Here is a 16,930-nt window from a genome sequence, read left to right as displayed (position 1 = left end):
CGGGAGGAATCGACCGATTGTGTGTCCTGGGTCTCACCAGAGCGTACACTTGAATCCGGCGTCAACATCGAGTCTGCTGGGATTGTCCCGAAATGATGTTGGCTCGGAAGGATGGGGAGCGCACCGTGCTCGATGACGAATCGCGAATTGCCGCCCTGCCGGTGGCTCCGCCTGCGCTGCTCCGAGATCGGCCCACCACCGAGCGGGGAACCCGCACGCGCGCAGCGCTGATTGCCGCTGCCCGGACGGTATTCGAGCGTAGTGGCTATCTCGATGCCCGTCTGATCGACATCGCCAAAGAAGCCGGCTGCGCGACGGGATCGTTCTACACCTACTTCGCGAACAAGGAAGAGGTCTTCGCCGCCGTCCTCGAGGTCGCGCGAGACGACATGATGCACCCGGGCATGGGACGCGTGGCGGGCGCAGACGATCCGTACGCCGTGCTCGAGGCAAGTAATCGAGCGTATCTGGCGGCGTATCAACGCAATGCGAAATTGATGGGGCTCATGGAGCAGGTTGCTCACATCGACCCGGAGTTCCGGAAGTTCCGCAGCGAGCGTGCCAATGCGTTCATACGCCGTAATGCCCGCGGGATTGCAGATCTGCAGAGTCGTGGTATCGCGGACACGACGCTGGATCCAATGACAGCGTCAATTGCTCTGTCCGGCATGGTGAGTCGGCTCGCCTACAGTCTGTTCACCCTCCATGAGGGTGAGGTGGACGGGCGTTCGCCGGAGTTCGATCAGATTGTCGCCACGGTGACAGACCTGTGGGCTAACGCGCTGAAGTTCCCTGACCGATCCTGAAGCGGCAGGTCGCCCCGGCCGTATCGACGTTCGAGCGGCCGGGACGTGCCGGGTCTTGTTTCAGCTTTTCTCTGTTCAGCTTTTCTCGACGACGCGAGCGACGGATTCGGCCACGACGACTGGCTTGTCGGAACCTTCGCGCTCAACCACCTGGCTCATCTTCACCTGGATTCCGCCGGGCAACTGCTCCGCGGACACAACGGTTGCACGCATGCGGACCCGGGATCCCACGGGAACGGGAGCGGGGAAGCGAACCTTGTCGTAGCCGTAATTGAGGCTGTGGGCGAAGCCGTCGAAGTGGATGAGTTGGTAGGAGAACTGTGGGCCCAGCGAGAGGCTGAAGAGTCCGTGCGCGATCGTGCTGCCGAGCGGGCTCGATGCGGCTCGTTCCGGGTCGACGTGAATCCACTGATGATCGTTTGTGGCTTCGGCGAACGCGTTGATGCGCTCCTGGGTGATGTCGTACCACTCCGTCGGGCCAAGTTCCTGGCCGATGAGCTTCTCGAGCTCGGCGAAGATGGACGGGCGGACGGGCAATTGGTTTTCAGTCATCGTTGATCCCTTTAATCGCAGTTCAGGAGGACGGAACGGGCCGTTCGGGTGACCGTCGCGATTCGACGGTTGAAACTGACGCCGGATTCAACTATACATGAGGGGAGACGTGGATCACTGTCAGCGCGTAGGTATGACGCAAGCGAGAGGAATCGCTCATGAAGGTTGCCCAGAAGGTAGCAATTGTCACCGGTGGCGGCGGGGGGATCGGCGGTGCGTTGGCGCAGCGACTGGCCGCAGAGGGCGCTCGCGTCGTAGTAGCCGACCTCGACGGGGCGGCAGCTTCGGCAGTGGCAGAGGCGATCAACATGGAGCATCCCGGCGCAGCAGTGTCTGCGGGTGGCGACGTCTCCGACGAGACGGTCATTGCGGGCCTCATCGCGCAGGCGGAAAAGGAATTCGGCCCGGTCGACCTCTACTTCGCCAATGCCGGTGTCACCGGAGGCATGGGCCTCGACATCAGTGAGGACGTCTGGGACACGACGATCGACGTCAACGTTCGCGCCCACATTCGTGCCGCCAGGCTCCTCGTCCCTGGTTGGACCGAGCGCGGGGAAGGCTACTTCATCAGCACTGCCTCTGCTGCCGGCTTGCTCAGTCAGGTCGGGTCCGCCGCGTACTCGGTGACCAAACATGCCGCGGTCGCGTTTGCCGAGTGGCTCTCGATCACCTACGGAGATCAGGGCGTTCGCGTCAGTTGCCTGTGTCCGATGGGTGTCAACACCAAGCTTCTCTACGAAGGCGAGAACTCCGGCGATCCGGTCGGCAAGGCCGCAACCGGGGCCGTGCTTGCGGCAGGCAATGTTCTCGAGCCTGCTGAATGCGCCGAAATCGTTCTTGCCGCAGTAGATGCCGAGGAATTCCTCATCCTTCCGCACAAGAACGTTCTAGACATGTACCGGCAGAAAGGCGCCGACTACGACCGTTGGCTGCGCGGGATGCGCCGGTATCAGGCGTCGCTGCTCGCGGGAACGCGATGACCGAGGAACTCGTCCTCTCCGAGCAGAGAGGAGCGGTGCTGGTCCTGACATTCAATCGGCCCCGCGTTCTCAACGCGTGGACCAACGAGCTCGAAGATCAGTACTACGACCTTTTGGCCGCAGCAGACGAAGATCCCAGTGTCCGAGCAATTGTTGTCACCGGCTCCGGTCGAGGATTCTGCTCGGGGGCTGACCTCGGCAATTTGAAGAACGTCGGCGACGTCTCCGAAAGTGATCTTGTCCGACCACGGGACCGTGATTTCCCGACCACGATTCGCAAGCCGCTGATCGCTGCCGTCAACGGCGTCGCCGCAGGGCTCGGAATGGTCGAGGCTCTGTACTGTGACGTTCGTTTCGGCTCGAGTGCAACGCGATTCACTACCGCGTTCGCGCGTCGAGGCCTGATTGCGGAGTACGGCATCTCCTGGATGTTGCCCCGCTTGGTCGGTCACAGTCGAGCAGTCGATCTTCTGCTTTCCAGCCGGATGGTGGATGCCGACGAGGCGTACCGTATCGGTTTGATCGACCACCTGGTCAGCGGCGGTGACGTTCTGGATGCGGCGATTGCGTACGCCGAGGACATCGCGGCCAACTGCTCGCCGACGTCCCTCTCCGTCATCAAATCTCAGATGAGTGCCGACGCGCACTCGACCTTCACCGATTCCGCCAGGCGTGCGGAATCGCTGATGCTGAACGCATTTCACGGCCCGGATGTCGTCGAGGGCGTCAACAGCCATCTCGAACATCGAGCCCCCAATTTTCCTTCCCTCTCTGTCAGGAGTTCACATGTCAGTGTTTGAGTTCTCGGATCGCACCAAGAAGTACCAGGCCGAACTGCTCGATTTCATGGACAAGCACGTTTACCCGGCCGAAGCGGTCTACGAAGAGCAGATGCGTGAGTCCGGTAACCCGCACTTCCAGCCGCCGATCATCGACGACTTGAAGAAGGAAGCCAAGGCGCGCGGGCTGTGGAACCTCTTTCACCCGCATCCCGAATGGGGCCCCGGCCTGACCAACCTGGAATACGCACCGCTCGCGGAGATCATGGGCCGCAGCCACCTGGCTTCCGAAGCCACCAACTGCGCCGCTCCGGACACGGGAAACATGGAGGTACTCACGCTCTTCGGCACCGACGAGCACAAGGAGAAGTACCTCAAGCCGCTTCTCGAAGGCGAAATCCGTTCTGCTTTCGCGATGACCGAGCCCGAGGTTGCCAGTTCCGACGCCACCAACATCCAGCTTCGTATGGACCGTGACGGCGACGAGTACGTACTGAACGGCCGTAAGTGGTTCGCTTCCAACGCTTTGCACCAGAACTGCAAGGTTCTGATCGTCATGGGCAAGACCGACTTCAATGCCGCCACCCACCGTCAGCAGTCGATGATGGTCGTTCCGATCGATGCTCCCGGCGTCACGATCCTGCGCAACCTGCCGGTCTTCGGCTACCAGGACCGCGAAGGACACGGCGAGATCACTTTCGAGGACGTGCGCGTCCCGGCCAAGGACATTCTCGCCGGCGAGGGCGAAGGATTCGCGATCAGCCAGGCCCGCCTCGGCCCCGGCCGCATCCACCACTGCATGCGTGCAATCGGAATGGCCGAGCGCGCACTGGAACTGATGTGCAAGCGCGCATCCACCCGCATCACCTTCGGAAAGCCCGTCAGCGACAACGCGAATATCCAGGACTGGATCGCCGAGGCTCGTATCGACATCGAGATGGTTCGACTCCTCACGCTCAAGGCCGCTCACATGATGGACACGGTGGGCAACAAGGAAGCGCGCACCGAGATCGCAGCCATCAAGGTTGCGGCGCCGAACATCGCGCTCAAGATCATCGACCGCGCCATCCAGGTTCACGGCGGCGGCGGCGTCACGGACGACTTCCCGCTCGCGATGGCTTACGCCCACATGCGCACCCTTCGCCTGGCTGACGGCCCGGACGAGGTGCACAAGCGCGCCATCGCCAAGCAGGAACTGCGCAAGTACCGCGAAGTCAAGGCGAACTGACATGGCAGGACTGGATCTCACCGGTAAGACGGCAATCGTCACAGGCGCATCGCGGGGCATCGGCCTCGCGACCGCGCAGGCGATTGCGGCGGCGGGCGGAAACGTCGTACTGACTTCGCGCTCACAGGAATCCGCAGATGCGGCTGCCGCGCAGGTGAACGGCAACGCGATCGGCGTCGGCGCTCACGCGACGGACGAGGATGCTGCACGCAAGTGCGTCGAGCAGACGATCGAGCGTTTCGGCAGTCTCGACATCTTGGTGAACAACGCGGGCACCAACCCGTCGTTCGGGCCGATCATCAACCAGGATCACTCGCGCTTCGCCAAGACCTTCGACGTCAACGTGTGGGCTCCAGTCCTGTGGACCGGCCTGGCAGCGCGGGCCTGGATGGGCGAGCACGGTGGTTCCGTGGTCAACACCGCCTCGATCGGCGGCATGGCGTTCGAGGCCGGGATCGGTACATACAACGCGTCGAAGGCTGCTCTGATCCACATCACCAAGCAGTTGGCGCTCGAGTTGTCGCCGAAGATTCGTGTCAACGCCGTTGCACCGGGAGTGGTGAGAACCAAACTCGCCGAAGCTCTGTGGAAAGAACATGAAGAAGCGGTGTCCGCGTCGACCGCTCTCGGACGCATCGGTGAACCCGAGGACGTGGCCGCTGCCATCGCCTTCCTGGTTTCGGATGCAGCCCAGTGGATCACCGGCGAGATCATGACCATCGACGGTGGCCAGTTGTTGGGTGACGCACTCCCGTTCCGGCAGGGAGCGTCCGTCGGTGGCTAGCGTCGGAGTAGTGGGACTCGATACCGAAGCGGTCACCGGGTGGATAGCAGGCCTGGGGATCGACTTCACCGGGCCGTTGTCCTTCGATCGAATCGGCCTGGGGCAGTCGAATCTCACGTACCTGGTTCGCGATCAAGACGGCAATCGCTGGGTGCTACGACGCCCACCTCTGGGGCACCTGCTGGCCTCGGCTCACGACGTGGCGCGCGAAGCTCGAATCCTGAGCGCTCTCGAATCCACCGACGTGCCTTCGCCGCGAGTATTCGGGTTGACCGAGGATCCAGCCGTCACCGAAGTTCCGCTGCTCCTCATGGAATTCGTGGACGGCGAAGTGGTGGACCGAATGCCTCTTGCGGAGGCGTTGTCGGAAGATCGTCGCCGGGCAATCGGAATCTCGCTCGCTCAGACGCTGGCGAAAATACACGCCGTCGACCTCGGGAAGGCCGGTCTCGACGACCTGGCAAGCCACAAGCCTTACGCTGCACGGCAGCTGAAGCGCTGGGGCGGACAGTGGGAACAGTCGAAGACGCGGGAATGCCCTGACCTGGACGATCTCACCCGACGTCTCATTGCAGCTCAGCCGGCTCACACCGAAACCACGTTGGTGCACGGCGACTTTCACCTACGCAACGTGATCACCTCCGCTGAGAACGGCGAAGTTGTCGCGGCCCTCGACTGGGAACTCTGCACACTCGGTGATCCGTTGGCCGATGTCGGAAGCTTGTTGGCGTACTGGCCGGCGGCAGGGGAGGACACTGGTGGCGATTTCCCGGCGTCAGCGCTCCCGGGATTCCCTTCGCGAGAGGAGATCTCCCGGATCTATCTCGAGGCCACCGGACGGGATCCGGCTGCGCTGAAGTTCTGGCACACCTTGGGGCTGTGGAAGATCGCCGTGATCGCCGAGGGCGTGATGCGTCGCGCCCGCGACGAACCGCAGAATGCCGCCGAGAGCGGAACTCCCACCGTGGAACGTATTGACGCCTTGGTAGCCAAAGCCAGGGAAATTGCAGATCAGGCCGGGATCTGACGAGATCGTCCGGTGTCCGTCGAATCACGAAATTATGGAGGGCCAGTGAGCCAGGAACGTAGAACCGCAATTGTCACGGGTGCAGCACGCGGAATCGGTGCGGCAGTGGCCAAGCGACTGTCGGAAGACGGCTTTGCCGTTGCCGTGCTGGACCTCGACGAAGCAGCGTGTGCCGGAACCGTCGACGCGATCAAGGCCGCAGGCGGCCAAGCACTGGCCGTGGGCGCTGACGTCTCCGACGAGGCTTCGGTTGCTGCAGCGGTGGATCGTGTGGCCGCAGACCTGGGTGCACCTACCGTGCTGATCAACAATGCCGGTATCACTCGCGACAACCTTCTGTTCAAGATGAGTGTTGCCGAGTGGGATTCGGTGATGAACGTCCACCTGCGCGGAGCGTTCCTCATGTCGCGTGCGGTGCAGAAGTACATGGTGGAAGCGAAGTTCGGCCGCATCGTGAACCTCTCGAGCACGTCGGCTCTCGGTAATCGTGGACAGGTCAACTACTCCGCTGCGAAGGCCGGAATGCAGGGCTTCACCAAGACATTGGCCTTCGAGCTGGGCAAGTTCGGCGTGACCGCGAACGCTATTGCCCCCGGATTCATCGAAACCGAGATGACCGCCGCAACGGCCGAGCGCATGGGCGTCGGCTTCGAGGACTTCAAGACCGCTGCCGCTTCGCAGATTCCGGTCAATCGCGTCGGACAGCCCGAGGACATCGCGCACACCGCGTCGTTCTTCGTCAGCGAAGGCGCAGGCTTCGTTTCCGGTCAGGTCGTCTACGTCGCCGGTGGACCGAAGGACTGACCGTCCGCTCACCGCTCGAACCGAAGGAATGGGCATGGCTTTCGACGAAGAGGCAGTATCGCGTGATCTCACCGAGAAGGTGAACACGCTTCTCGCGGAGAACGATCCGAACAGCGTGTCGGTATCGGACTTCCTCGGCGCACGATTCGACGCCGGACTGGCGTGGGTTCATTTCCCCGAAGGTCATGGGGGACTCGGTGTACCGCAGAGCTTTCAGCGTCAGGTGAACGCTCAGCTGGAGGCCGCCGGTGCACCGGGCCCGGCCACCGGCAAGAACGGGATCGGACTGGGCATGGCGGCACCGACCATCGCTGCCTTCGGCACCGAGGAGCAGAAGCAGAAGTTCCTGCGCCCGTTGTGGACTGCGGAGACGGTCTACTGCCAGCTGTTCAGTGAACCGGGCGCAGGTTCGGACCTCGCGGCCGTCGCTACCCGCGCCGTCCGCGACGGCGACGACTGGATAGTCAACGGGCAGAAGGTATGGACGTCGGGCGCGCAGAATGCGCAGCTGGCGATTCTCGTGGCCAGGACCGATCCGTCACGTTCCAAGCATGCGGGTCTGAGCTACTTCATCTGCGACATGACCGATCCGGGCGTCGATGTCCGGCCGCTGCGTCAGATCACCGGCGAGGCCGAATTCAACGAGGTATTCCTCACGGACGTCAGGATTCCGGACGCCAATCGCCTCGGAGCCGAAGGCCAGGGGTGGAAGGTTGCGACCACCACCCTGAACAACGAGCGTGTTGCCATCGGTTCGGGCGCACCGCGTGAGGGCGGCATGATCGGAAAGGTCGCTCAGGCCTGGCGTGACGAGCCCGAGCTGCGTAACCCGGCGATGCACGACGAGTTGATGCGACTCTGGACCGAATCCGAAGTTGCGCGTCTGACCGGGGAGCGACTGCGCCAGCAGCTCGCCGCCGGCCAGCCCGGCCCCGAAGGCTCGGGAATGAAGCTCGCGTTTGCCGGTTTGGCCCAGCAGATTTCTGGATTCGACCTCGAACTGCACGGCGAAGCCGGTCTGCGCTACGACGACTGGACACTGCGTCGACCGGATTCCGTCGACTTCACCGGGCGTGAACCCGGATACCGGTACCTGCGAGCCAAGGGCAATTCGATCGAGGGCGGAACGTCGGAGATCCTGCGCAACGTCATCGCAGAACGTGTACTCGGGTTGCCGCCCGAGCATCGCGTCGACAAGGACATCGCCTGGAAGGACCTACCCCGATGAGCGCCGATCTGCTGTACTCCGAGACCGAACAAGATCTGCGAGCCAGCGTCAGACGACTGCTGAGCGAGCGGGCCGGCGCCGACACCGTGGTCACGGCGTACGACGACGTGTCCGCCGACTTCACCGGGCTGTGGAAGTCGCTGGCGTCGGAACTCGGTTTGGCGGGACTGCTGGTACCCGAGGAACTGGGCGGGGCAGGTGCGTCGACGCGTGAGGCGGCGGTCGTGATGGAGGAGATCGGACGTGCGGTCGCTCCCGTTCCGTTCTTCACCAGCGCGGTGCTGGCGACGACGGCGTTGCTGAAGGCCGGCGAGACCGAGGTGCTCGGTCAATTGGCAGCGGGGGATTCGACGGCTGCTCTGGTCATCCCGCTGTCCACTGCACCAGGAACTTTCACACCTACTGTCAAGGCAACGGCGAGTGGACTCGTCGGCAGCGTCACGACGGTTGCCGGCGTCGCCGAATCCGATGTTCTTGTTGTTCCGGTTGCCGGTGAGAGCGGCCTGGAGCTGCATACCGTTCGGATCGCCGACGCCACCGTCACGCCGGTTCTGTCCCTGGACATGACGCGCCGATTGGCGGACGTCGAGTTCTCGGGTTCGTCGTCGGTCCGTGTCGACAGCGGCAATGCGGCGCAAGCGGTTGAGGAAGCGTTGCTCTGCGGGAGCGCACTTCTGGCGTCCGAACAGTTCGCTGTAGCTCAGTGGTGCCTCGAAACGACTCTCGCGTATGTGAAGGAGCGCAAGCAGTTCGGCCGGGCGATCGGTTCGTACCAGGCGATCAAGCACCGCCTCGCCGATCTCTGGCTCGAAGTCAGCTCTTCGGGCGCGGCAGCACGCTATGCGGCGGACACCTATGCACGCGGCGACGAAGATGCGGCGATCGCAGCGACGGTGGCCCAGGCATTCTGCAGCGGCGTCGCGGTTCATGCTGCCGAGGAGTGCGTCCAACTTCATGGTGGTATCGGAATGACGTGGGAGTATCCGGCGCACCTGTACCTCAAACGGGCGAAGAGCGATCAGCTGTCGCTGGGAACCGCGTATCAGCATCGGGCACGCCTCGCCGAGTTGGTCGACCTCCCGATCTCGTCCTGAAACTCACCCACTATCTGTCTGGAGAATTGCTGTGAAGGCTTGGCGCGTCAACGAACTCGGTCAACCCCGCGATGTGCTCGCGTTGGAGGAGACCGCGGATCCCACCCCGAATGCGACGGAGATGTTGGTCAAGGTGCTGGCGGCTCCGGCCAACTTCCCCGACGTCCTCATGTGCCGGGGTGAGTACCAGATCAAGCCGCCGCTGCCCTTCACACCCGGTGTCGAACTGTGTGGTGAAGTGGTCTCGGTCGGTGAATCGGTGACCAAATTCGCAGTGGGGGACCGGGTGATCGGTAATCCGAGTCTGCCGTCCGGCGGATTCGCCGAGTACTCGGTACTGGATCAGAACAACACGTTCCCGGCGCCGTCGGCTCTCGACGACGCGGAAGCATCCGCTCTGAGCATCGGCTATCAGACAGCGTGGTTCGCTCTGCATCGCCGCACCCAACTGCTCGAGGGTGAGACGTTGTTGGTCCACGCTGCTGCGGGTGGTGTCGGTAGTGCGGCAGTGCAACTCGGCAAGGCGGCAGGCGCCAAGGTGATCGGTGTCGTCGGCGGCCCGGACAAGGCCGAGTACGCGCGCAAGCTCGGCGCAGACCTCGTCGTAGACCGTCACAGTGAGGACTTCGTGGCAGCGGTCAAGGAGTTCACCGGCGGCAAGGGCGCCGACGTGGTCTTCGATCCGGTCGGCGGCGACGCCTACGCCAAGTCCACCAAGTGCATCGCCTTCGAGGGACGGATCGTCATCATCGGCTTCGCCGGTGGCACGATCCCGCAGCCGGCCCTCAATCACGCTCTCATCAAGAACTATTCGATCATCGGACTGCACTGGGGGCTGTACAAGGCCTACAACCAGCAGGCCATCGACGACTGCCACGTCGAGCTCACCAGGCTCGCCGATGCCGGCTTGGTCAAACCACTGATCAGTGAGCGGCTGTCGTTGACGGACGTTGCCGACGGTATCGGTCGCCTCGGCGACGGCACCACTGTCGGTCGCGTCGTGTTCCAGCCCTGATTCTTGCTGTGCGCCTTTATTAACCCCCGGTGGTTAATAAAGGCGCACAGCACTTCGTGTTCGACGAAAGGTTTCCCCGATGAGGCAAGCTGTCATCGTTTCCACCGCCCGTACCCCGATCGGTAAGGCGTACCGCGGCGCGTTCAACAACACTCAGGCTCAAGAGCTTGCTGCACATGCCATTTCGAATGCAGTTCAGCGCGCGGGCCTCGAGGGCGGCGAGGTTGAGGACGTCATCCTCGGCGCCGCGCTGCAGCAGGGATCTTCCGGCGGCAACGTCGCACGGCAAGCGGTGCTGCGGGCCGGGCTTCCGGACTCGGTTTCCGGAATGACGATCGATCGTCAGTGCTCGTCCGGGCTCATGGCCATCGCGACCGCAGCAAAGCAGATCGTGGACGACGGAATGCAGATCGCGGTCGGCGGCGGAGTCGAATCGATCTCGTTGGTCCAGAACGATCACATGAACAACTTCCGCGCGGCTGATCCGTGGCTGAAGGAAAACAAGCCGTCGATTTACATGCCGATGCTGCACACGGCCGAGATCGTCGCCGAGCGCTACGGAGTGACCCGCGAGCAGCAGGACGAGTTCGCGCTCGTCTCGCAGCAGCGGACCGCAGCAGCTCAGAACGCAGGTCGGTTCGATCTCGAGATCGTCCCGCTGCCCTCGATCAAGCAAGTGCAGGACAAGGAGATGGGTGAGATCCGCAGCGAGTCCGTGACGCTGACCCTGGACGAAGGCAACCGCGCTTCCACCACGTTGGAAGGGCTGTCGAGTCTGCGACCGGTTCTGGCCGACGGGACTGTCAGTGCGCATTCCTCCATCACTGCGGGCAACTCGTCTCAGCTCTCGGACGGTGCCTCCGCTTCGGTGCTGATGGAGGCGGGCGAGGCGGAACGCCGCGGGTTGGCTCCTCTCGGTATCTACCGTGGGATGGCTGTCGCGGGTTGTGCTCCCGACGAGATGGGCATCGGACCGGTGTTCGCGATTCCGCGTCTGCTGGATCTTCACGGACTGAAGGTCGACGACATCGATCTCTGGGAACTCAACGAGGCCTTCGCCTCTCAGGCCCTGTACTGCCGCGACAAGCTCGGGATCGATCCCGAGAAGTACAACGTCGACGGCGGCGGTATCTCCGTCGGCCATCCGTACGGAATGACGGGTGCTCGTCTGGTCGGCCATGCTCTTCTTGAAGGAAAACGGCGCGGAGCCAAGCTCGTGGTGGTGACCATGTGCATCGGCGGCGGCATGGGTGCTGCCGGGCTTTTCGAGGTCGCATGAGCTTGATCGAGGGACTGTTCGACGTCAGTGGCAAGACCGTTGTGGTCACCGGTGGATCACGCGGCATCGGATACATGATCGCTCGCGGATTTGTCGAAGGCGGAGCGACGGTCGTCATTTCGGCCCGAAAAGCCGAAGCCTGTGACGAAGCCGCGCGAGAGCTTTCGGAGTTCGGCACCTGCATTTCGCATCCGGCCGATCTGTCCACGGACGAGGGGATCGAGAGCCTCGCTGCGAAGGTCGCCGAGATTTCGCCGACGCTCGACGTACTGGTCAACAACGCCGGTGCCACGTGGGGAGCTCCCGTCGACGATTTTCCGGCCGCCGGCTTCGACAAGATTTTCGACATCAATGTCAAGGCAATCTTCCTCTTGACGCAGAAGCTGTTGCCGCAGTTGCGTTCTGCAGCCACTGCGGAAGATCCCGCGCGCGTGATCAATATCGGATCGATCGACGGACTCGTGGTGTCGGGTTCGGAGAACTTCTCGTACGGAGCCAGTAAGGCTGCGGTGCACATGTTGACGCGCAAGCTCGCGGCAACGCTTGCGGGGGAACAGATCACGGTCAATGCCATTGCGCCGGGCCCGTTCCCGTCGAAGATGATGGCATTCCTCCTCGAGGACGAGCAAAGTGCAAAGGCTGTGGCGGACTCGGTCCCGTTGGGCAGGGTCGGAACTCCCCAGGATGCTGCAGGTCTTGCCATTTTCCTGGCTTCACGTGCCGGGGCTTATCTGACCGGCGCGGTGATTCCACTCGACGGCGGTGCGAGCGGAGCGCGCTGACCTACTGACTGATCTTCTCTGTCCGAAAAGGCCTGAAAGTCTGAACTACTATGACTTTCAGGCCTTTTCGCGTCTTTGTCTGATTGGGTTATCTGTGACTGCAGTTGCTAGATTGTCCGAGGTTCGGGGGGAACGACGACGACAACACCAACAATCCCGGCCATGGGGGAGTCATGTTTCGCGCGGGGAGATCGTTGGGGGTGTTCGGGGTAGTTGCTGCTCTGGCAGCTGCTGCCGTCACGGCGGTGGCTTCGCCGGCGATGGCTGCGCCGGGATGCGTCGGAGTCAGTGGCGTCGGTAGTAGTGGAGGTCCGGCCAATGCGGCGCCGTGGCTCAACGGCAACACCGGAGGGTTGCCAGGTCTGTCCGGTCGTACTACCGCGATCGAAAAGATCACCGGCACATACAGTCCCAACAAGACGGTTGATCGCTTCAATGTCCTGGGAACCGACCTGGGCATCATGTGGGACAACGGTGCGGGGCAGATTCTGACCGCTTTCGGCGATACCACCGGGCTCAGTCGTAACCCCACCTGCGACGGTTTGGTGGGCGAGTGGCGAAGTAATGTGCTCTTCCGCAGCTCGGATCGGGTACTCGCCGACGGGATGCGCATCGACAGCGCGCCGAAGGACGGTACCGGTCAGGCGCGTGAGATCATCTCCGGTCTGAAGATTCCGGGCGTCGAGGCTTCCAGTATCCCCACGAGCGGCATAGCAGTGAACGGTGTGCAGTATCTGAGCTACATGTCGGTGCGCAACTGGGGCGAGGCCGGGCAGTGGAGTACAAACTACTCACAGATTGCCACCTCCTCGGACAACGGCGAGACGTGGACCATGCGTCCGGAGACGCTGCGCCCCAATATCGGTGGGGTTCTTCCCGCGGGTGTCGCCCCCGTCGCCGGTAGCGAGAACTTTCAGATGAGCTCGATGGTGAAGGACGGCGGGTTCGTCTACAACTACGGAACCCCCGCGGGACGATCCGGCGAGGTTCGACTTTCTCGCGTGCCCGAGGGGGCGATCCTCGATCTTTCCGCCTACGAGTACTGGAACGGAAACGGCTGGATCCGAGCTGATCCCGCTGCGGCCGTACCCGTCATGGGCGGCCGCATCGGGGAGATCTCCGTTCAGTACAACGAGTTCCTCGGCAAGTTCGTGGCGATGTACGCCGACGCGTTCAGTTCGATCGTGATGCGAACCGCTCCCAGTCCGGTCGGTCCGTGGACGGCACCGGAAACATTGGTCAATCTGGTCGAGGTTCCCGGTATCTACGCTGCATACATCCACCCGTGGTCCAGTGGTTCGGATCTGTACTTCCTTGCCACCACGTGGGCCGACTACAACGTCATGTTGATGCGTACGACGCTCGTTCGCTGATCCGACTCACGTTTGCGCTGACTCAGGTTTGCGCCGAGTTACATTTGCGTTGGTTGGAGGTACACGATCTCCTCGGTGATCGGCGCGTCGTCATCGGCGTCGGTCGGCGGTTCTTGTCGGCGGCGCCACCAGATGGTGAACAGGACGGCTCCGATCACCAAGGCAGCCAGAGCGATTACCGCCACCCAGAATTTCGGGCCGTAGTATCCGACAAGGACCATGCGCATGGCGTTGCGCGCCCACGTGAGTGGCATCAGGGCGTGCAGCCACTGCAGAACCGTCGGCATCTGTTCGATGGGGTACACCGCGCCGAAGGCGAAGATCTGAATCATCAAGGCGCCCAATGCGATGAAGGTTCCGTTGACGGCTCCGAACACCACGGTGAAGAGCCTGCCCGAGCTGACCGCGGCGGCACCCACCAGGATCATCACTGCGACCATCGCCAGAACACTAGGTGGTTCGACGCTTGCCACGGTCAGTGACACCACCGACAACACGAGCGCCGCGACCAAGGTGACCAGGGCGGGAATGCGGTAGCGGCGCAGCCCCTCACGCACCACGCTGGTGTGCGAGTTCAGTGAACGTCCGCGTCGTGGACGGACGACGAACCACGTGAGAATTCCGCACAGGAACAGTGCCACCGAGATTACCGCAGGGACGGCTCCCGGTCCGAAACCGGCTGCGGGATAGTTGTTCCGCGCGTCGACGGCAACCGGGGACGAGAGCAGATTGGCTGTGGTGGCGCGTTCGTCGTCCGAGAACTGCGGCACCTGGGCGGCGCCGTCGGACAAACCGGTGGCGAGTTCTGCGCTGCCCGCGTCGAGCTCGCCGACGCCGGCCGATAGCTGCCCGAGACCGTCACGGAGCGCAATACTTCCGGTGTCCAACTGCCCGAGGCCGGTGGAGAGTTCCAGTGCGCCGGTAGAGAGTTGGCCTGCGCCGTCGGACAGTTGGCCTAGTCCCGTGTTGAGTTCACCTGCACCGGCCGCCGCGGCAAGAAGCCCGCCACGGTAGTCGCTGCTCGGATCGGTGAGTTGGCGCGAGATCTCCCGCGCACCGTCGCGAAGCTGGCCGAGCTGACCGATCACGTCGTCGTCCGACGGTTGTGCAGTCAGGGAAGCCCGCAGTCCATCCAGGGCTTCGACGAGTCCGGCGGAGACCGGATCAGCCGAGTTTCGAAGCATCGACGTGAGGGCGTCGATCTGACCGACGACGGCGTCCGAGGACCCCGCGAGGTCGAGTACCGGGGTGGTGACCATGTCGACCACTTCGCTGATCTGAAGGGCTCCTGCGCCGAGTTCGTCGGTTCCCCCGACCAACTGGTTGAGTCCGCTGCTCAGCTCGCCCGAGCCTGCAGCAGCTTCGTTCGCTCCAGCAGCCAGCTCGCCGGCTCCGGCGGCCAGCTCCTTGCCGCCTTGATTCGCTTCACCCATGCCGGTGGCGAGTTCCTTGCTTCCGGCGTAGAGCTCGTTGGTTCCGGCGAGTGCTTCGGAGGATCCGTCGGAGAGTTGTTGCGCGCCAGCGGCTGCTTCACCGAATCCTGTTCCGAGTTCACCCAACCCGACCAGCACCTGGTCGATGGACTGCTCGCCGATCGACTCGGAGACCGCCGAGCGCACCTGAGCGATGATGCTTTCACCGACCGGGCCGGCGACCAGACTGTTGTAATCGTTGTACAAGACGTCGAGTTCGGCCTTGCGGCCCGAACCCGATGCGGCACTGGCCACGTCTGCGCTGAAAGTCTTGGGAATGACGACCGAGAAGTAGTAGGTGCCGTCGTTGACGCCGTCGGCGGCTTCCTGTTCCGAGACGACCTTCCATGCAACGTCTCCGCTCTCGACGAGCGCGGCAACAACTTCATCGCCGGCTTGCAGACGTGTTCCGTCGAGTTCTGTGCCGGCATCGGCGTTGACGATGGCGACGGGCAAGCGGTTGACCGTGTCGCCCGGATCCCACAGTGCCCACATGTAGAACGCCGCAATCGACAGCGGTGCGATGACGAGGACAGCGAGAACTGTCCGGATGATGTGCGTTCGTCGCGTCGTGGCCGCGTTGTCGACTACGGGTTGTGGCGCCATGTGGAGCTCTCTTCTCGTGGACCGAAGCAGGTGTGGCACGAAAGGAAGCCACCAAAACTGCTGGACATACGTCCAGCTCGGTCACGATACAAAGCAAACGGCCATCTTGTGACCGTTTTCGAAGAATTGGGCGTTATCGGCCGCCGTGCTCTGCCTCGATCTTTGCCCACTCCCACCCTCGGAAGTTGGCCAGACGAAGCTCCTCTGCTTCGTCGAAGGTGTACCACTCGGTGCTCGGCGCATCAGGGAGAGTGCCGCGCAAGTATTCGCCCAGGTAGTGAAGTGGGCCTTCCCAGCCGGTTCCGACGCCGTAGCAGCCGGTGTCAGGGTCGTTGCGGAAGACATCGGCGACGGAGGCGTGCTCCAACTCGAGCCAGGTGGCGTCGGGGCCGTCTGCAGTCAGCCTGATCTCGACCTGATCGCTGTATCCGCGATCGCCGGGCGGTGTCCACTGCAGTCGCAGCAGGCGTGGGGCGTCGCAGGCCAGGATCTCGCCACTTGCCTGGCCTTCGAAGGCGTACGAGCCGCCCACCTGGAAGTCTCCGCTCACCGGAAGGAAGAAACGGTTGATGCGGTCAGGGGTCGTGATGGCGTCCCAGACGTCGTCGACCGACGCGTTGTAGCGGCGCTTGAGTACGGCAGTTCGAGCCGCACCTTCTGCGATGTCGCGGTTGCCCATGCTCCGCTCCACCGCGGTGAGGCTGGTGTCCTGGTTCGCGATCTCGGTCATTGTGAGTCTCCTTCGTCGGAAGAATTCGATTGTGAAGATCTGCTCCGCTCGGAGCCGCGTCGTTTCCCTCGTGCGAGTTCTGTGGCCAATGCGTCGAGAGGACCGCTCCAGAACTGCCGGAATCCGTCGAGCCAATGGTCCACTTCTTGCAATGGCGCGGGCTCGACGGCATAGAGACGCCTGGTGCCTTCGCTGCGGACTGTGGCGAATCCGTTTTCTCGGAGCACTCGCAGGTGCCCGGACGCGGTCGGTTGCGAGATTCCGAACTCCGCTGCCACGACTTCGGCGATCTGACCCGCCGAGCGCTCGCCGCTGGACAGGATCTCCATGATTCTTCGCCGAACTGGGTCTCCGAGAACGTCGAACGCATGCACCAGTCATTTATATCGGC

Annotated in this window: 17 protein-coding genes; 13 read left to right on the top strand and 4 right to left on the bottom strand. The window is 62.9% G+C overall.

From position 1 onward, the window contains the following. Positions 1-92 precede the first annotated feature (92 nt). Entirely contained in the window at positions 93-806 is a 714-nt protein-coding gene (locus GJB56_RS19755; protein ID WP_019745704.1) for a TetR/AcrR family transcriptional regulator, read from the top strand. Between the two features lie 75 nt (positions 807-881). On the opposite strand, the gene GJB56_RS19750 is transcribed toward GJB56_RS19755, so the two are convergent. Beyond that, positions 882-1,358: a MaoC family dehydratase gene (locus tag GJB56_RS19750; RefSeq protein WP_113682694.1), complete on the bottom strand. Its 477-nt coding sequence runs from the start codon at positions 1,356-1,358 to the stop codon at positions 882-884. 158 nt (positions 1,359-1,516) lie between these two features. Here GJB56_RS19750 and GJB56_RS19745 point away from each other — a divergent pair, with 158 nt between their 5' ends. The 12 genes from GJB56_RS19745 (at position 1,517) to GJB56_RS19690 (ending at position 13,731) form a co-directional block, all read left to right on the top strand. After that, a complete protein-coding gene (locus GJB56_RS19745; RefSeq protein ID WP_020909431.1) occupies positions 1,517-2,338 on the top strand; it encodes an SDR family oxidoreductase in 822 nt (273 codons plus the stop codon). Next, positions 2,335-3,138, top strand: coding sequence for an enoyl-CoA hydratase-related protein (locus GJB56_RS19740; protein ID WP_113682693.1), 804 nt, complete (start codon positions 2,335-2,337; stop codon positions 3,136-3,138). Before GJB56_RS19745 ends, GJB56_RS19740 begins: the two co-directional genes overlap by 4 nt. Continuing rightward, a complete protein-coding gene (locus GJB56_RS19735; RefSeq protein WP_019745701.1) occupies positions 3,125-4,345 on the top strand; it encodes an acyl-CoA dehydrogenase family protein in 1,221 nt (406 codons plus the stop codon). Before GJB56_RS19740 ends, GJB56_RS19735 begins: the two co-directional genes overlap by 14 nt. 1 nt (position 4,346) lies before the next feature. After that, positions 4,347-5,129, top strand: coding sequence for an SDR family oxidoreductase (locus GJB56_RS19730; RefSeq protein ID WP_007730827.1), 783 nt, complete (start codon positions 4,347-4,349; stop codon positions 5,127-5,129). Further along, complete coding sequence (locus GJB56_RS19725; protein WP_029537145.1) at positions 5,122-6,156, top strand: phosphotransferase family protein; 1,035 nt, start codon at positions 5,122-5,124, stop codon at positions 6,154-6,156. Before GJB56_RS19730 ends, GJB56_RS19725 begins: the two co-directional genes overlap by 8 nt. A gap of 45 nt (positions 6,157-6,201) precedes the next feature. Continuing rightward, on the top strand, positions 6,202-6,960 hold the full coding sequence (gene fabG, locus GJB56_RS19720; RefSeq protein WP_042446291.1) for a 3-oxoacyl-ACP reductase FabG: 759 nt from the start codon (positions 6,202-6,204) through the stop codon (positions 6,958-6,960). A gap of 34 nt (positions 6,961-6,994) precedes the next feature. Then, the gene (locus GJB56_RS19715; RefSeq protein WP_003943047.1) at positions 6,995-8,188 is read left to right on the top strand and encodes an acyl-CoA dehydrogenase family protein; all 1,194 of its coding nucleotides are present in this window, start codon (positions 6,995-6,997) and stop codon (positions 8,186-8,188) included. After that, complete coding sequence (locus GJB56_RS19710) at positions 8,185-9,282, top strand: acyl-CoA dehydrogenase family protein (RefSeq protein ID WP_113682692.1); 1,098 nt, start codon at positions 8,185-8,187, stop codon at positions 9,280-9,282. The genes GJB56_RS19715 and GJB56_RS19710 overlap by 4 nt, the downstream gene beginning before the upstream one ends. Positions 9,283-9,313: 31 nt before the next feature. After that, entirely contained in the window at positions 9,314-10,297 is a 984-nt protein-coding gene (locus tag GJB56_RS19705; RefSeq protein WP_003943088.1) for an NADPH:quinone oxidoreductase family protein, read from the top strand. A 79-nt stretch (positions 10,298-10,376) separates the two neighbouring features. Continuing rightward, a complete protein-coding gene (locus GJB56_RS19700) occupies positions 10,377-11,576 on the top strand; it encodes an acetyl-CoA C-acyltransferase (RefSeq protein ID WP_113682691.1) in 1,200 nt (399 codons plus the stop codon). Further along, on the top strand, positions 11,573-12,358 hold the full coding sequence (locus GJB56_RS19695; protein WP_020909426.1) for a RhlG family 3-oxoacyl-ACP reductase: 786 nt from the start codon (positions 11,573-11,575) through the stop codon (positions 12,356-12,358). Before GJB56_RS19700 ends, GJB56_RS19695 begins: the two co-directional genes overlap by 4 nt. 173 nt (positions 12,359-12,531) lie before the next feature. Then, a complete protein-coding gene (locus GJB56_RS19690; protein WP_019745693.1) occupies positions 12,532-13,731 on the top strand; it encodes a DUF4185 domain-containing protein in 1,200 nt (399 codons plus the stop codon). Positions 13,732-13,769: 38 nt separating this feature from the next. Here GJB56_RS19690 and GJB56_RS19685 read toward each other — a convergent pair whose 3' ends face one another. The 3 genes from GJB56_RS19685 to GJB56_RS19675 all read right to left on the bottom strand — a co-directional run bounded on the left by GJB56_RS19685 (position 13,770) and on the right by GJB56_RS19675 (position 16,913). Then, a complete protein-coding gene (locus GJB56_RS19685) occupies positions 13,770-15,809 on the bottom strand; it encodes a YhgE/Pip domain-containing protein (RefSeq protein ID WP_069145447.1) in 2,040 nt (679 codons plus the stop codon). 133 nt (positions 15,810-15,942) lie between these two features. Continuing rightward, positions 15,943-16,539 (bottom strand): SRPBCC domain-containing protein, encoded by a 597-nt coding sequence (locus tag GJB56_RS19680; RefSeq protein WP_021345803.1) that lies wholly within the window; start codon positions 16,537-16,539, stop codon positions 15,943-15,945. Then, positions 16,536-16,913 carry an ArsR/SmtB family transcription factor gene (locus GJB56_RS19675; RefSeq protein WP_021345802.1) on the bottom strand — a complete coding sequence of 126 codons (378 nt, stop codon included), beginning with the start codon at positions 16,911-16,913 and terminating at the stop codon, positions 16,536-16,538. The genes GJB56_RS19680 and GJB56_RS19675 overlap by 4 nt, the downstream gene beginning before the upstream one ends. Between the last annotated feature and the right edge of the window lie 17 nt (positions 16,914-16,930).

Origin of the sequence: Rhodococcus sp. AQ5-07, from assembly GCF_009707305.1 — a bacterium.
Classification (GTDB): Bacteria; Actinomycetota; Actinomycetes; order Mycobacteriales; family Mycobacteriaceae; genus Rhodococcus_F; species Rhodococcus_F erythropolis.
The sequence above is the reverse complement of the archived record's forward strand: the minus strand, read 5'-3'. Positions and strand labels throughout refer to the sequence as shown.

Coding starts and splice junctions, on each gene's coding strand:
- GJB56_RS19700 (WP_113682691.1), top strand. CDS start 10,377: ATGAGGCAAGCTGTCATCGTTTCCACCGCCCGTACCCCGATCGGTAAG.
- GJB56_RS19690 (WP_019745693.1), top strand. CDS start 12,532: ATGTTTCGCGCGGGGAGATCGTTGGGGGTGTTCGGGGTAGTTGCTGCT.
- GJB56_RS19755 (WP_019745704.1), top strand. CDS start 93: ATGATGTTGGCTCGGAAGGATGGGGAGCGCACCGTGCTCGATGACGAA.
- GJB56_RS19745 (WP_020909431.1), top strand. CDS start 1,517: ATGAAGGTTGCCCAGAAGGTAGCAATTGTCACCGGTGGCGGCGGGGGG.
- GJB56_RS19730 (WP_007730827.1), top strand. CDS start 4,347: ATGGCAGGACTGGATCTCACCGGTAAGACGGCAATCGTCACAGGCGCA.
- GJB56_RS19695 (WP_020909426.1), top strand. CDS start 11,573: ATGAGCTTGATCGAGGGACTGTTCGACGTCAGTGGCAAGACCGTTGTG.
- GJB56_RS19680 (WP_021345803.1), bottom strand. CDS start 16,539: ATGACCGAGATCGCGAACCAGGACACCAGCCTCACCGCGGTGGAGCGG.
- GJB56_RS19685 (WP_069145447.1), bottom strand. CDS start 15,809: ATGGCGCCACAACCCGTAGTCGACAACGCGGCCACGACGCGACGAACG.
- GJB56_RS19735 (WP_019745701.1), top strand. CDS start 3,125: ATGTCAGTGTTTGAGTTCTCGGATCGCACCAAGAAGTACCAGGCCGAA.
- GJB56_RS19740 (WP_113682693.1), top strand. CDS start 2,335: ATGACCGAGGAACTCGTCCTCTCCGAGCAGAGAGGAGCGGTGCTGGTC.
- GJB56_RS19715 (WP_003943047.1), top strand. CDS start 6,995: ATGGCTTTCGACGAAGAGGCAGTATCGCGTGATCTCACCGAGAAGGTG.
- GJB56_RS19710 (WP_113682692.1), top strand. CDS start 8,185: ATGAGCGCCGATCTGCTGTACTCCGAGACCGAACAAGATCTGCGAGCC.
- GJB56_RS19750 (WP_113682694.1), bottom strand. CDS start 1,358: ATGACTGAAAACCAATTGCCCGTCCGCCCGTCCATCTTCGCCGAGCTC.